This is a genomic window from Thalassolituus marinus (genome assembly GCF_020320395.1).
In the GTDB taxonomy this organism is placed as follows: domain Bacteria; phylum Pseudomonadota; class Gammaproteobacteria; order Pseudomonadales; family Oceanobacteraceae; genus Venatoribacter; species Venatoribacter marinus.
This window is the reverse complement of record NZ_JAEDAH010000041.1, coordinates 51,965-65,738: the sequence shown is the minus strand read 5'-3', so window position 1 is coordinate 65,738 and position 13,774 is coordinate 51,965. Positions and strand designations below refer to the sequence as shown.

The following is a 13,774-nucleotide window of genomic DNA, read 5'->3' as shown; positions in this document are numbered from 1 at the left end:
ACGGAGAGTTCGGGAACGGAAATAAAAATATCCTATGCCTGTCATAGGAGAGGTAAAAGAGGCAAACGGCGATCAGTAATGCCGTTGCCTCCCGTGCAGGGACAATGTGGTCAGTCGGCAGGGTTTTCTGGCAGGACAACCATATCAATGAAACGCTGGTCATTGCGTAACGGCTCGAAGCTGCTGTCCTTACCCGCTTGCAGGCGAAGTGAATCGGAACGTTCGATGGCTTCGGCCAGATCGCGCAGTGCTTCTTCAGGGCTGCCCGACTCTGAGTAGGCGCAGGCACGCTGATACAGGGCGTGGCTGTTATCCGGATCGATATCCAGCGCCCTGTTAGCGAGGCTGTGAGCCCACTGGGACTGACCCAGCAGCAGCGCAGAATCGGCTTTGTAGGTTAAGGCTTCAACATCATCGGGGCGCAGCTGCAGAATCTGATCATAAATCGCAATTTTGCTTTGCGGCGTATTTTCCTGCGAGGCCTTCAGCCACAGGGAGTGGATCTCATTGGTTAATTCAATCTCTTCCTGGGCCCGGGCAATATGCCGAGACTTTTTGTGTAATTCGGATTCGAGTTTATCCAGCCGCTCCTCGTAAGATGCCGTGATGCGGCGGATTTCATCATTGGCAAAATTGCCGACCCGCTCCTTAATGTCACGCAGGGAGTTCCAGCCAATTAATACCAGCAGAGTCGAAGCGCCGGCGATCAGATAGAAAAAGTAGGTCACCGTATCGGTCGCGTAGGTCATTGCCTTACTGGCAACTTCAATCTCCCGGGTAACAATTTTTTCGGTCAACTCGACCCTGGCGTCCGCCAGTTGCTGTCGCAGGTTTTTAACCTCATCCAGCAGGTAGCGCTCAGTAAAAGGTGAGTACAGTGGCTGTCCCAGGGCTTCGATGGTTTCAGCCGCTTTTTCATCCTTGTTACTGATTGTCTCTGCGGTAACGAAAGCGGGTAGCAGAGACAAACACAGGGTCAGCAATAGCTTCATGCGGTTTTTACCTGATTCCAGTTGTCCGATTGTTCGATCAGCGTTTCATGCAGAGCTTTCACGGCTTTGGCATAATCGCTGTCGCTCACCAGAAACATCATGTCGACCTGACGCATTGCCTGATGCACTGACTGAATATTTACGCCGGCTGCGGACAGTGCTCCGGCAGCTTTTTGCAGCAGTCCCGGAATTTTCATATCGGAGCCAATCGCACTGACCATCGCCAGCTTCTCAACGCGGATGTCGGCATCGGCATAAACGCTTTGTAAACGTTCCATCAGCCAGTTAATACGACGCTTGTTGCCCTTCAGGTAGTGAGTAACAGTGTTGGCGTTATAGTCTTTGGTGAGAATACGAACGCCGGATTCCAGCACCAGTTCATTGAGTTGCTGGCCATAGCGGAAATCACCAACCATGTCCTGATCAAATACTTCCAGCGCCCAGACGTTACGGGCCCCGGCAATAATTTCTACTTTAGGATTCGAGCTGCAGTAATCATTGTGAATCACCGTGCCGCTATGCTCGGGTTCAAAGGTGTTTTTCACCCGCAGCAGAATGTTCTGGCGACGCAGACCCGCAGCTGCACGCGGATGAATGGCCTCCATACCGAGGTTGGCCAGCTGATCGGCAACGTCGTAATTAGTGTGGCCGATCGGATGCACTTTGCCGTCACCAACCAGCATCGGGTCGGCAGTGGATAAGTGATATTCCTTATGAATAACCGCTTCACTGGCATGGGTGATGGTTGCGATTTTACTGAAGGTCATTTCGCTATAGCCGCGGTCGAAGGTGCGCATCAGTCCTTCGCGGCATTGGGTATAGCCGGTCACAATCGGCATCTCGCTGGCGTAATCAACCGCTGAAAATGCTGCCGCGATATGGTCATCCAGTGACTGCTGGGTATCAGAACGCCAGTTGGTCAGATCAATAAAGGTGGCGTTAACGTCGTGCTGGCGTAATAGCTGGACGGAGTTGTAGGCGCTGTGGGCTTCACCCAGAGCGCTGAGCATTTCACGCACCCGGTGCAGGTGATCGTCGAGCTGAAAGTGGCCGAAATTACACACTTGCTCCAGGTGTTCCAGGCAGACCTGAACATCGTGCATTCGTTCACTTATAAATTGATCGGCGCGTTTCTTTTCCAGACTATCTGCGCTGAACATACTGCTGTTAATGGCCAGCATGTCAGTCAGTACGCGTTGCAGCTTAGCCTGCCATGGACGTTTGTCATCCATTTCGGCGAACAGGGCATAAACACCGGGTTCATCCGTTTTTTTATGCTCCAGCAGACCATTGGTTATACCGGCGTAGGCTGAAACAACAAATACCCGCTGGTACAGCGTTTCGTGACCGTCTGCCAGTTTCTTCGGGCGCAGCCAGATATTCTGTAAAACATCATCGTAGCGACTCATGGATGTGCCGCCGATTTTTTCAACACTGTGGTTTGGTGTCATGGTTGAATCCTTTTTTGAACTTTCAGGCGGGGAAGGAGGCGCCGGCGTGACCGGCGCAAAACATCAGTCGGCGATGCTGTCGGCGCTCAGTTCGTAAGCGCCTTCTTTGTTGTGTACTTCGTTGCCAATTAATGGCGGATTAAATACGCAGGCCATTTTCATCTCGCTGAAACCGCGCAGCAGGTGCTGATCATTCTTATCGAGGATGTACAGGGTGCCGGGTTTAATCGGGTATACCTTGCCGTCAGCCACGGTTTCAATTTCACCTTCGCCGCTCATGCAGTACACAGATTCGAGATGATTCTGATACCAGATCGGCGTCTCGGTATTGGCATAGATGGTTGTAATGTGAAAGGAGAAACCCATGTTGTCGTCTTTCAGCAACATACGCACGCTGTTCCAGGTGCCGGTTTCACTTTCGATTTTACGTGAGGAGTTTTCGCATTCCTCAAGAGTACGGACAATCATGTTTCACCTTCTGTTCAGGATGCTTTGGAAACCAGTTCGGACATTACGTCGCCGATGCAGCTATCGAGGATGTCCAGACCTTTGAGCAGCAGGTCTTCTTCAATGGTCAGTGGTGTCAGGATTTTTACAACCTGGCCGTCTGAGCCGCTGGTTTCAATGATCAGGCCGCGTTCAAACGCCAGCTCAGTGATGCGATTTGCCAGTTTGCCATCAGCACACTCCAGCCCCTGCATAATGCCGCGGCCTTTGTGTTTAAGCTGGCCGCCGTGTTCTGCCTGGATTTCTTTCAGACGCTGACGCAAAACATGAGCTTTGTGTTTAACCGACTTGCTGAAGCTGTCGTCAGCCCAGTAGGTCTCAATCGCTTTGCGCGCGGTGACAAACGCATGATTGTTGCCACGGAAAGTACCGTTGTGTTCGCCTGGCTTCCAGGTATCCAGTTCTTCCTTCATCAGCACTACAGCCATCGGCAGGCCATAGCCACTAAGGGATTTTGACAGGGTAATGACATCAGGCTGCAGGCCGAACTCCTCGAAACTGAAGAAAGTACCGCTGCGACCACAGCCAGCCTGAATATCGTCGACAATCAGCAGCATGTCATAGCGCTTACACAGTGCCTGCAGACCCAGCAGCCAGGCTTCGGATGCGGCATTGAGACCGCCTTCACCCTGAATGCATTCAACGATGACTGCGGCCGGGTGACCAAGGCCAGACGATTTATCCTGCAGAGCTTTCTCGAAGTAATGCAGGGTATTGAAGTCACCGAGATAGCCATCGTATGGCATGAACTGCACGCCTGGTAATGGCATACCCACGGCATTTTTGTAGTAGCTGTTGGCGGTTACGGCAACCGCACCCTGGGTTACACCATGAAAGCCATTAGTGAAGGAAACCACGGTCTGACGGCCAGTATTTTTGCGCACAATTTTCAGTGCTGCTTCAACTGCGTTGGTGCCGGTCGGTCCTGTGAACTGGATTTTGTAGTCCATCTTTCGCGGCTTGAGAATGTGCTCGTTGAAAGCCTGCAGAAAGGCGGTCTTTGCTTCGGTGTGCATATCCAGACCGTGGGTCACGCTGTCTGACTGAATGTAATCAATCAGTGCTTCCTTGAAGGCCGGGTTGTTGTGGCCATAGTTCAGTGTGCCGGCGCCACCGAGAAAGTCGATGTAGTCATTGCCGTCGGTGTCAGTGAGTACGGCGTTGCGCGCCCGGGAAAAAGTAACCGGAAACGAACGGCAATAGCCGCGCACGTTGGACTCGAGTTGTTCGTAAATATCCATGTGTTTACTCCTGTGACGTAATGTTGAAGGGGCCGATATGGACCAGAGATTCGCTGTCATGTGCACCGCCGAAGTGGCGCTCACGATCAAACATCATGCTGCTGTTAAGCGGGGCGTTAAGCGTCTCCGCCAGGCGGCGGAAGGTATTCCAGGACGCTTCGTTACTGGCCGTGATGCTGGTATGCAGATGGCGGATATCACCGCCCAGACGCTGCAGCAAGGTCGTCAGCATGCGGCTGGCCAGTCCCATGCCGCGTGCGGAAGCGTCTACTGCCACCTGCCAGACAAACAGGGTGTCTGGCTGCTGAGGCAGGCGATAGCCCGAGATGAAACCAATGATTTCACCGCTTCGCTCGGCTGCGATGGATGTTTGTGCGAAATGGGAACACTGCAACAGGTTGCAGTACATTGAATTGACATCTAATGGTTTACAGCGGTTGATCAGTTCAAAAACTGCGCTTCCATCGGTGTCTTTTGGTTCTCGAAAGAGAATATTGCTTTGATCTGTATTGGTATCTATTGTCAGAATTGACGTGTCATAGTCCATTTTTTAGCTAATTCACTGCGTACTGAGCCTTATTCGTCCATAAATTGTACGAAATGTTCATTACAGTGAAGCTCATTTACTTAGAACGCTAAATAATTTAGCATCGCTTAAATATATTTACAACTCTAAGTATTTGAGGCGCTATGCAGACCCAGCCATGGTTAACCTTCTCTCTGGATGAAACCCTGTACTGCATTCCGGTGAGTCATATCCGTGAAGTCAGCCCGTGGAGCCGTCCAGAGCCTGTGCCTGCCGCGCCGGCCATTGTTGAGGGCATCATCAACCAGCGCGGCGATATTGTTACTGTGATATCCGGACGCAGACTGCTGGCGTTGAACGAGGTGGAGTCTGATGACGACACCCGCATCATGACGCTGGAGCTGGGCCCGGAAGTGATTGGTATGACAGTGGACCGGGTCAGGGAAATCATAGAACTCAAAGAATCTGACATTGAGCCACCTCCGACACCTCAGGCGGTGCTGCAGGGAACCTGCCAGGTCGGCGAGGAACTGGTTGTGGCGCTGGATGTTGATTATCTGGCTGGGTTATCCGCCGGGGGTGATAAATGAGCCTTTTCGTAACGTTCAATGATAAAATGTCCGGCGATTTTACCGGGGAACGGGAAGACGATATGAATCGTTACGACGAGGTGCTGGTTGCTCTGCGCAGAATTATCCGGGCAACGGACATGCACTCGCGTCAGCTGAGCAAGGTGTCTGGCCTGACAGCACCGCAGTTGCTGATTCTGCAATTGCTGCGTCAGCATGGTGAGCTTACTGTGGGTGAGATTGCTCACGGCGTTAACCTTTCTCAGGCGACGGTGACAACCATCATTGATCGCCTGGCAAAGCGTGATCTGGTGCGCAGAGAGCGCGGTAGCAGTGATAAGCGTAAGGTGTTCGTACACCTGACAGAAGCCGCCGATGCGGTACTGGCTGATGCCCCGAAGCCGTTGCAGGACAGCTTTATTCAGCAGTTTCAGGATCTGCACGACTGGGAACAAACCATGATTCTCAGCTCCCTTGAGCGGGTGGCCTATATGATGGATGCCCAGCACATCGATGCTTCGCCGGTACTTGATGTCGGCCAGCTCGACAGGACTGACCAGAATCACTGATGTGAAGGCAATGCCACATTAGTCTGCAGGGGTTATACGGCCTTTCGGGTATAATCCCGCCACTTTTTTCAACCTGTATGTGAGTGCCCGCTATCCGGGCGACAAAGCGGACATGCTTCGGCCTTTGGTATGAGATGGCGCTGAGCCGTCATGAAGTATTCATGTACGCTGTGATACTCAGAACAGGTATCTATCAAACCCTATGGAGATCTTCCCATGACCGACGTGGTGATTGTTGCGGCGACCCGTACCGCTATTGGTACTTTCGGTGGTTCACTGGCCAGCGTACAGGCAACCGAGCTGGGTGCTACGGTTATTCGCTCGCTGCTGGAAAAGACGGGCGTTAACCCGGCTGAAGTCGATGAAGTGTTAATGGGTCAGGTACTGACGGCAGCTGCTGGCCAGAACCCTGCGCGTCAGGCAGCCATCAAAGGTGGTCTGCCGGATACAACACCAGCCATGACCATTAACAAGGTGTGTGGCTCTGGTCTGAAAGCTCTGCATCTGGCAGCTCAGGCGATTAAGGCGGGTGATGCCGATCTGATTATTGCCGGCGGTCAGGAGTCTATGTCCAATGCGCCACACGCGCTGCCAAACTCACGCAATGGTCAGCGTATGGGCCCGTGGAACATGGTCGATACCATGATTGTTGATGGCCTGTGGGATGCATTCAATGACTTCCATATGGGCATTACTGCGGAAAACATTGCTGATGAATACAGCATTGGCCGTGAAGAGCAGGATGCTTTTGCCGCCGCCTCACAGGCCAAAGCCGTGGCCGCCATTGAAGCGGGCAAGTTCAAAGACGAAATCACTCCGGTCAGTATTCCTCAGCGTAAGGGCGAGCCGCTGATTTTCGACACCGACGAAAACCCGCGCGCAGGCACCACTGCTGACAAGCTGGCGGCTATGCGTCCGGCGTTCAAAAAAGATGGTTCGGTGACCGCAGGTAACGCTTCGTCACTGAACGATGGTGCGGCGGCGGTGATGCTGGCCAGCCGTGAAAAAGCCGAAGCGCTGGGTCTGCCAGTGCTGGCGACCATTAAAGCCTACTCTAACGCTGGTGTTGATCCGAAGATCATGGGTACCGGTCCGATTCCGGCGACCAGAAAGTGTCTGGAAAAAGCCGGCTGGACTGTTGATGATCTGGATCTGGTGGAAGCTAACGAAGCCTTCGCCGTGCAGGCGCTGTCTGTGAATAAAGGCCTTGGCTGGAGCGTTGATAAGATCAACGTAAACGGCGGTGCTATTGCACTGGGTCACCCGATTGGTGCTTCCGGCTGCCGTATTCTGGTGTCCCTGCTGCACGAGATGATCCGTACTGACGCGAAGAAGGGTCTGGCGACCCTTTGTATCGGTGGTGGTATGGGTGTGTCACTGGCGATTGAACGTTAACCGGGCGCGGAATAAAAAAGGCGGCCAGTTGGCCGCCTTTTTTAATTAAATTTCCAACTCAGGAATATCTGATGTTGCATTGATATAGTAATCCAGTGGAATAATTTCCTGTGCTACGGAACTGCTGCCGTAGTGGACGCGGATTGACAGATCAAAATCATCTCCAATATCTGGTGTGTCAATTAGCGAACTGAAGCCAAAAGGACTGTTTGGGTTAACGGTAACTTGCTTGAAGACCTGAAGATAACCATCAGAGTATTTACGTACAAGTTTGATGGTAGCCGGTACTGTTCCTTTGTAGAGGCCATCAAAGTTGAAGGTGTGCTGATAGTAAGGCAGTAATGGCGAGCCGTAGTATGGGCTGACAACGTAAAGCTCGACCAGAGAAGCGGCATTTTCGCTCGGTCTCTCTTCCGGGCGAGGGAAGGTTCCTGCGACTGGCAGAACACTGATGTCATCGACCAGCCAGCCACGGAAACCGTTTCGTTCCGCATCCTGAGTGTTGAATGTCAATCGAAGCTTGATGGATTCACCAGCGGCTTCAGAGATATCCATTGCTTCGAGTTGTTGCCAGTATGGCGCAAGGTTATAGCCAGCATTGGAAAATGGGATCGCCGAGCGGTCACTGCCATCGGTAGGATTGCTCAGTGGGTTCAGGCGGGCAATGGTTACCCAGCTTCTTTCATTTGTGGTGTAGGCCACTTCCATTGTGTCTGAACCAAACCCGTAGGGGTTGTCCGACTCAATTTCCCACCAGGTTTTCAGCTGCACAGACAGTGGCGCGGCTTCTGCCGTCAGATCAATCCATGGCGATACGATTGCTCCGGCATGAGCCGTCGCTGATGTACCACCATCCGCTGCATTGTTCTCTGAGGTGGTCTGGGCCAGGTAGTTGCCACTGGCGGAACCTTCTCCATCAGCAGAGCCATACCAGCAGGCGGCGCTGTCAATTGGTTCAGGGGCGTAGCCCATTGAGGTGTCGTTGTAGGCCAGCTGTACCAGCCCGTTAGTGGCAGCAGAGTTCTTTACATTCTGGCCGGTGGTATGAAGATGCCAGAGATTCGCGTTATCGCCATTAACGCTTTCCGCAGACCAGTTTCCGCAGGTATTTGAGCCCTGCTCGAAGTTTTCAGAATACAGTGCAGGCAGACTGTTGCTGGCCGCAACCATTTGGTAGTTTTGCCCTGCCAGTGCCTGGAATAAAGTTACATCAATGGTTTCGGCGATGGTTTCATAGTTGGCGTCAATGATTCGTATGGTAGCCGCGCTGAGCGCTTCGGCTTGTTCCGCTGGAATGCCGACAAAGAGGGTGAATACGCCGTTACTGTCTGACAGTGTGCTGGTAACGACTCCGTTGGTCAGTTCTCCACCGGATAGTTCAATCTGTGCTCCTGCAACAGGACCATTGTCATCGTAGAGCTGACCGGAAATTGTTGCGAAAACAGCATCAGCACTAAGATCTTCAACCATGACACTACCACTACCTTCTATGACGGTAATCGGCGTCGAAATTGTAGCCTGATAAGCTGCATTGTCAGCATCAATGATCAGCGTAGAAGATACGGCGATCCCGCCAATGCTTGTGGTAAGAATGTAAGTACCGGATTGCAGATCAGTTAAAGCGATGCGCCCTGCTGCGTCGGTGTAGTACACCTCGCTTTCGGTTGTCGCCATGGTACGCACGCGCGTCGAGGTGGTGCTGACAGTGCTGTTGCTGAGAGCTGTGATGGTAACTTCTGCACCAGCCAGCGGCTTATGGGTGCTGTCCAGGAAAACCAGTTCGTTCACTGCCGCCGGTGTCGGGGCATAAATAACAGGCTCTTCTGGTTCAGCGGTGTGCCCATGACCATGTCCTTTGCCAGGATGAAAATGGTCTTTGTGATGATCTGAGCCAAAACATCCGGTTAATGCTGCAGACACAGCGATGCACACAAGTGATTTTTGCATAAGTTGGTACCCTCCATTGGTGGCCGCTATGCTATCAGCCTGCCTCAGCCGTTGAATCGGAATACCGTCGTAGTTTTGCTGACCAAACTATCAACCTTAGGCGGTTTTTCTGTTTCTTTTTCTCCTCCGGCTGTAACCCGTTTAATTCTTTTATGCGAAAAGCAGCTAATCGCCTCAGTCATGTAACAGAGTCAACAATCTTAGCTGTTATAGTGGCATTCTTAATTCATTCTCTTAAATAACAACGAACAGCCACGGAATGCCGCTATGACCACCACTTCTTCAGTGATGGCAGGTCAGATGATGACCCAGCCATTAATCATTTCTGATTTACTCGAATACGCCGCTGCTCATCATGGTGGCAGCGAAGTAATCAGCCGCCGTCAGGAAGGGGATATTCATCGCTACACCTATCGCGATGCCCTGACTCGCACCAAACAGCTGGCCAATGCGCTGCAGTTTCTTGGTGTTCAGCCCGGTGACCGCGTGGCGACGCTGGCATGGAATGGCTACCGCCATCTGGAGTGTTACTACGCTATTTCCGGTATCGGTGCGATCTGTCATACGGTTAACCCGCGTCTGTATACCGAGCAGGTCGAATACATCATTAATCATGCCGAAGACTGCTACGTATTCCTCGACGCCTGTTTTGCTAAATTGCTCGAACCCGTGGCGGATAAGCTGACCTCCGTACGCGGCTTTATTTTTATGATTGATGAAGATCAGATGCCGGCGACAACGCTGCCGAATCCGATCAATTACGAAGCCTTGCTGGCAGCGCAGGCAGGCACCTTCAGCTGGCCGCGTTTCCCGGCCGAAACGGCCTCTGGTTTATGTTACACCTCGGGCACCACGGGGAACCCGAAAGGCGTTTTATATTCCCACGCCTCAACCATTCTGCATGCCTATGCCAGTCGTAACCCGGATGCCCTTAATGTATCGGCCGATTCGGTGGTGATGCCGGTGGTGCCTATGTATCACGTCTGCGCCTGGGGAATGCCGTATATCGCACCGATGAGTGGAGCCAATCTGGTACTGCCGGGTGACGGTATGGATGGCCAGAGTCTGCACGAGCTGATTGAGATTGCACAGGTCGACCTGATGCTGGGCGTGCCGACGGTATGGCTGGGATTAATCGACTATCTGAAGAAGACCGGTAAACGCATGGACTCGGTGAAAACAGTGGGTGTCGGTGGCTCTGCCTCTCCACGCTCGCTGGTGGAAACCCTGGATAAGGAATACGGCGTTTATCTGCTGCCGATCTGGGGCATGACTGAGACCTCACCGCTGGCAACACTGGGTGCGCCAACCAGGGCTATGCAGAGTATGAGTGATGAGGAGCGCTATCGCCTGCAGACTACTGCCGGACGTCCGATGTTTGGCGTCGATATCGAGATTTTCGGTGATGATGACGAACGACTGCCACACGATGGTATTACCCGCGGCTACCTGCGTGTGCGCGGACCATGGGTACTGGACGCCTACTTCAAAAACGAAAAACCTGAATCCTTCTTTATCGATGCCGAAGGTGGCCGCTGGTTTGATACCGGCGATATCGCGGTGATTGATGAAAACAGCTACCTGCAGATTGTGGATCGCGCCAAGGATGTGGTGAAGTCCGGCGGCGAATGGATTTCCAGTATTGATCTGGAGAACGCAGCCGTTGGTCATCCGCAGGTGATGGAAGCCTGTGTGATCGGCGTACGTCATAAGAAATGGGACGAGCGTCCGTTGCTGTTTATTGTGCAGCAGGAAGGCGCGAACCTGACGAAGGAAGAGGTGCTCAGTTACCTGGAGCAGCACGTTGCCAAATGGTGGTTACCGGACGATGTGCTGTTTGTGCAGGAGCTGCCGCACACTGCTACCGGTAAGTTGCAGAAACGTACATTACGTGATGAATATATCGACTATCTGATGGAGAAGGCGAGCAGCTGACCATAAAAAAGCCCGGCACTGCCGCATTGCTGTCCCACAAATTTTCATTTGAACTTTTGTGAGATATTCCTGGCCCCTTGTCCTCATAGAGGGGCCTTACCCCTCGCGCCCCATCGGCCATCCATGGCCGGGGCCGCATGCCCGACTTCCTTCGGGCAGGTCGGAAATATCTACGCTTTCTACGGCGAGCCCAGAGGCGCTGTGTTAGCTAAGCTCACAGCCTTATTTCAAACATCCTACAGAATCTGAATGTCATGTCTCTGACTGAAATTCAGAGTAGACGTTGTACTAAAAAGCAGCATAGAGGAAGCCATTCCTTCGCATTCTGGAGCGCCGAAATGAACGATGATTTTTCCGGTCCGCCGGGCAAGGATGCCCGGCGAGCGGACGGCGACAGGGATGTCGTATGGGCGCGCGGCCTGAAAAATCGAGAGAGTGAGGGTAACGCTTCAGGAGCGAAAAGCTGGGGGCGGCCCTGCCGGCCAGGGGCGGTCCGACGCTCGGTAAGTTCCCCTGGTAGGCAGTAGGAATTGCAGATTTAAAAGTCGTTTATAGAAAACAGATATCTTTAAAACGGTGGGACAGCAGTGGGCACTGCTTTTTTATTTATGCCTGTTCACTTTCTTCATCGTCGTCGGTTTTGATCAGACGAGCCGCCATTACCCCGGCCTCAAACAGCATAAACATGGGAACGGCGAGAATGGTCTGGGAAATAACATCCGGCGGTGTCACCAGCATGCCAACGACAAAACAGCCAACAAAAATGTACGGCCGCTTTTCGCCCAGGGCGGCGACGGTGGTCATGCCGCTCAGCACCATCAGAAAAGTTGCGATCGGAATTTCAAAAGCGATTCCGAAGGCAAAAAAGATCTTCAGAATAAAGTCGAGAATATTGCTGATGTCCGGCATAAAGTTAATGCCTTCCGGCCCGACGCCGGTAAAGAAACCGAATGCCAGCGGTAATACAACGAAGTAGGCAAAGGCGATACCTGTGTAGAACAGCACAATGCTGGAAACCAGCAGTGGAATGGCGAATTTCTTTTCGTTCTGATACAGGCCGGGGGAAATAAACGCCCAGATCTGATGCAGGATGTAGGGCACAGCAATTAACACTGCCAGTACCAGTGTCAGCTTAAATGGCACCAGAAATGGCGAGGCAACACCGGTGGCAATCATGGCGCTGTTTTCCGGCAGCAAGCCTGAGAGTGGGCTTACCAGAATCAGGTACAGATCGTTGGCGAAGTAAAACAGGCCAAGAAACAGAGCCAGAACCACCAGAACGCTTCTCAGCAAGCGGTTACGCAGCTCCACCAGGTGGGTAATAATCGGTTGTTCCTGATCGGTCATGATGGTTTCTGATCGTTGGCCGGTGCTGGGGAGTCTGGCGTCGCATCGCTGGCGGCAGGCAGACTGACCTGGCTTTCGCTGGTCGCGTCATTGCTCTGGTTGCGGGCTGGCAGCATGCGATTGTCATCCTCCTCATCGAGGAAGGTAGCGTAAGGATTTTCGAGCTTTTTGCGCAGTTCTTCGGTACGTGCCTGGCGCTCCAGATCATCCTGGATATTGCTCATGGTGCGACGAACACGTCCCACCATCAGGCCGACGGTGCGTGCGGCTTTGGGCAGCCGTTCAGGACCCAGAACCAGAAGTCCCAGAATCCCGACGACCATCAGCTCCATAAAACCGATATCAAACATCAGGCTTTATCTTGGTCCTTGGTTTTGAACTCAGCGTCCTGCTTCTCACCCTGTTTGTGTTCCAGAGGCTTTGCTGGTTCTTCTTCCGCTTTTGCGCCATCGTCGTTCATGGCTTTTTTGAAGTTCTTGATGGCACCACCCAGGTCGCCACCCATGTTACGCAGCTTCTTCGTGCCAAAAATCATAATGACAATGGCCAGGATGATGAGAAGTTGCCAGATACTGATACCGCCGAGCATAGGGAATCCTCTTATTTTCTCTCGTGGTGAATATTAAAAGCCGGGCAGTTCGCTGCCGCCCAGAATATGAAAATGCATGTGGAAAACTTCCTGGCCGCCTTCCTTACCTGTGTTGGTAATGGTGCGGAAACCAGTCAGTTTCTGTGCAGCTGCGATTTCCGGCAGCCGCAGCATCAGATGACCCATCAATGCCTCATCGTCTGCGGTCAGATCGTTGAGATTCTCAATGTGGCGACGTGGAATCACCAGCAGATGCTTCTCTGCTTTGGGGGCGATATCGGCGAACGCCACAATATGCTCGTCCTGATACAGCAGGTCGGCAGGAATCTCCTGATTAGCGATCTTGCAGAAGATGCAGTCAGTCATAGGTTGATTACTTCTTGCTTCGTGATGCTTTTTCTTCCAGCCCGCTCATATCGAAGCGACGGGCCAGTTCATTAATAACCGCTTCCGGGCGCTCGCCCAGTTTGGCCAGAGCCACCAGGCTGTGAAACCACAGGTCGGCAGTCTCATATATCACATCTTTGTTATCGCCGCTGGTTTCTGCATCCTTGGCGGCAAGAATGGTCTCGGTGGCTTCTTCGCCGACTTTTTCCAGAATCTTGTTCAGGCCTTTGTGGTACAGGCTGGCAACGTAGGATGAGTCCGGCGCTGCGCCTTTGCGCTCTTCCAGAATGTCACCCAGTGCGGACAGTACATCGCTCAT

At 52.6% G+C, this 13,774-nt stretch carries 15 protein-coding genes; 4 read left to right on the top strand and 11 right to left on the bottom strand.

Features of this window, described 5'->3' with window-relative positions; genetic code table 11:
• Positions 1-110: 110 nt before the first annotated feature.
• The 5 genes from I9W95_RS07965 to ectA form a co-directional block, all read right to left on the bottom strand.
• Positions 111-992: a tetratricopeptide repeat protein gene (locus I9W95_RS07965; RefSeq protein WP_225673629.1), complete on the bottom strand. Its 882-nt coding sequence runs from the start codon at positions 990-992 to the stop codon at positions 111-113.
• Complete coding sequence (locus I9W95_RS07960; protein ID WP_225673627.1) at positions 989-2,443, bottom strand: aspartate kinase; 1,455 nt, start codon at positions 2,441-2,443, stop codon at positions 989-991. The genes I9W95_RS07965 and I9W95_RS07960 overlap by 4 nt, the downstream gene beginning before the upstream one ends.
• Positions 2,444-2,506: 63 nt before the next feature.
• Positions 2,507-2,911, bottom strand: coding sequence for an ectoine synthase (locus I9W95_RS07955; RefSeq protein ID WP_225673625.1), 405 nt, complete (start codon positions 2,909-2,911; stop codon positions 2,507-2,509).
• A gap of 14 nt (positions 2,912-2,925) precedes the next feature.
• Positions 2,926-4,191: a diaminobutyrate--2-oxoglutarate transaminase gene (gene ectB / locus I9W95_RS07950; protein ID WP_225673623.1), complete on the bottom strand. Its 1,266-nt coding sequence runs from the start codon at positions 4,189-4,191 to the stop codon at positions 2,926-2,928.
• A 4-nt stretch (positions 4,192-4,195) separates the two neighbouring features.
• Positions 4,196-4,738, bottom strand: coding sequence for a diaminobutyrate acetyltransferase (ectA, locus tag I9W95_RS07945; protein ID WP_225673621.1), 543 nt, complete (start codon positions 4,736-4,738; stop codon positions 4,196-4,198).
• 143 nt (positions 4,739-4,881) lie between these two features.
• Here ectA and I9W95_RS07940 point away from each other — a divergent pair, with 143 nt between their 5' ends.
• The 3 genes from I9W95_RS07940 to I9W95_RS07930 all read left to right on the top strand — a co-directional run bounded on the left by I9W95_RS07940 (position 4,882) and on the right by I9W95_RS07930 (position 7,250).
• Complete coding sequence (locus I9W95_RS07940; RefSeq protein ID WP_225673619.1) at positions 4,882-5,307, top strand: chemotaxis protein CheW; 426 nt, start codon at positions 4,882-4,884, stop codon at positions 5,305-5,307.
• Entirely contained in the window at positions 5,304-5,855 is a 552-nt protein-coding gene (locus I9W95_RS07935; RefSeq protein WP_318653601.1) for a MarR family winged helix-turn-helix transcriptional regulator, read from the top strand. The genes I9W95_RS07940 and I9W95_RS07935 overlap by 4 nt, the downstream gene beginning before the upstream one ends.
• Positions 5,856-6,071: 216 nt before the next feature.
• Positions 6,072-7,250: an acetyl-CoA C-acetyltransferase gene (locus tag I9W95_RS07930; protein WP_225673617.1), complete on the top strand. Its 1,179-nt coding sequence runs from the start codon at positions 6,072-6,074 to the stop codon at positions 7,248-7,250.
• 45 nt (positions 7,251-7,295) lie between these two features.
• On the opposite strand, the gene I9W95_RS07925 is transcribed toward I9W95_RS07930, so the two are convergent.
• Positions 7,296-9,197, bottom strand: coding sequence for a SpaA isopeptide-forming pilin-related protein (locus tag I9W95_RS07925; protein WP_225673615.1), 1,902 nt, complete (start codon positions 9,195-9,197; stop codon positions 7,296-7,298).
• 267 nt (positions 9,198-9,464) lie between these two features.
• Here I9W95_RS07925 and I9W95_RS07920 point away from each other — a divergent pair, with 267 nt between their 5' ends.
• A complete protein-coding gene (locus I9W95_RS07920; RefSeq protein WP_225673613.1) occupies positions 9,465-11,132 on the top strand; it encodes a long-chain-fatty-acid--CoA ligase in 1,668 nt (555 codons plus the stop codon).
• A 606-nt stretch (positions 11,133-11,738) separates the two neighbouring features.
• On the opposite strand, the gene tatC is transcribed toward I9W95_RS07920, so the two are convergent.
• From tatC to I9W95_RS07895, 5 genes are read right to left on the bottom strand one after another with little or no spacing between them, the layout of a single operon-like run.
• Complete coding sequence (tatC, locus tag I9W95_RS07915) at positions 11,739-12,479, bottom strand: twin-arginine translocase subunit TatC (protein WP_225673610.1); 741 nt, start codon at positions 12,477-12,479, stop codon at positions 11,739-11,741.
• A complete protein-coding gene (gene tatB, locus I9W95_RS07910) occupies positions 12,476-12,829 on the bottom strand; it encodes a Sec-independent protein translocase protein TatB (RefSeq protein WP_225673608.1) in 354 nt (117 codons plus the stop codon). The genes tatC and tatB overlap by 4 nt, the downstream gene beginning before the upstream one ends.
• Positions 12,829-13,068, bottom strand: a complete 240-nt coding sequence (gene tatA / locus I9W95_RS07905) for a Sec-independent protein translocase subunit TatA (protein ID WP_225673606.1) — start codon at positions 13,066-13,068, stop codon at positions 12,829-12,831. The genes tatB and tatA overlap by 1 nt, the downstream gene beginning before the upstream one ends.
• A 33-nt stretch (positions 13,069-13,101) precedes the next feature.
• Complete coding sequence (locus tag I9W95_RS07900; RefSeq protein ID WP_225673604.1) at positions 13,102-13,434, bottom strand: histidine triad nucleotide-binding protein; 333 nt, start codon at positions 13,432-13,434, stop codon at positions 13,102-13,104.
• A gap of 7 nt (positions 13,435-13,441) precedes the next feature.
• Positions 13,442-13,774: a phosphoribosyl-ATP diphosphatase gene (locus I9W95_RS07895; protein WP_225673602.1), complete on the bottom strand. Its 333-nt coding sequence runs from the start codon at positions 13,772-13,774 to the stop codon at positions 13,442-13,444.

Bases quoted from the DNA above. Each gene is read 5' to 3' on its own strand.
- I9W95_RS07965 (WP_225673629.1), bottom strand. From the start codon at position 992: ATGAAGCTATTGCTGACCCTGTGTTTGTCTCTGCTACCCGCTTTCGTT.
- I9W95_RS07960 (WP_225673627.1), bottom strand. From the start codon at position 2,443: ATGACACCAAACCACAGTGTTGAAAAAATCGGCGGCACATCCATGAGT.
- I9W95_RS07955 (WP_225673625.1), bottom strand. From the start codon at position 2,911: ATGATTGTCCGTACTCTTGAGGAATGCGAAAACTCCTCACGTAAAATC.
- ectB (WP_225673623.1), bottom strand. From the start codon at position 4,191: ATGGATATTTACGAACAACTCGAGTCCAACGTGCGCGGCTATTGCCGT.
- ectA (WP_225673621.1), bottom strand. From the start codon at position 4,738: ATGGACTATGACACGTCAATTCTGACAATAGATACCAATACAGATCAA.
- I9W95_RS07940 (WP_225673619.1), top strand. From the start codon at position 4,882: ATGCAGACCCAGCCATGGTTAACCTTCTCTCTGGATGAAACCCTGTAC.
- I9W95_RS07935 (WP_318653601.1), top strand. From the start codon at position 5,304: ATGAGCCTTTTCGTAACGTTCAATGATAAAATGTCCGGCGATTTTACC.
- I9W95_RS07930 (WP_225673617.1), top strand. From the start codon at position 6,072: ATGACCGACGTGGTGATTGTTGCGGCGACCCGTACCGCTATTGGTACT.
- I9W95_RS07925 (WP_225673615.1), bottom strand. From the start codon at position 9,197: ATGCAAAAATCACTTGTGTGCATCGCTGTGTCTGCAGCATTAACCGGA.
- I9W95_RS07920 (WP_225673613.1), top strand. From the start codon at position 9,465: ATGACCACCACTTCTTCAGTGATGGCAGGTCAGATGATGACCCAGCCA.
- tatC (WP_225673610.1), bottom strand. From the start codon at position 12,479: ATGACCGATCAGGAACAACCGATTATTACCCACCTGGTGGAGCTGCGT.
- tatB (WP_225673608.1), bottom strand. From the start codon at position 12,829: ATGTTTGATATCGGTTTTATGGAGCTGATGGTCGTCGGGATTCTGGGA.
- tatA (WP_225673606.1), bottom strand. From the start codon at position 13,068: ATGCTCGGCGGTATCAGTATCTGGCAACTTCTCATCATCCTGGCCATT.
- I9W95_RS07900 (WP_225673604.1), bottom strand. From the start codon at position 13,434: ATGACTGACTGCATCTTCTGCAAGATCGCTAATCAGGAGATTCCTGCC.
- I9W95_RS07895 (WP_225673602.1), bottom strand. From the start codon at position 13,774: ATGAGCGATGTACTGTCCGCACTGGGTGACATTCTGGAAGAGCGCAAA.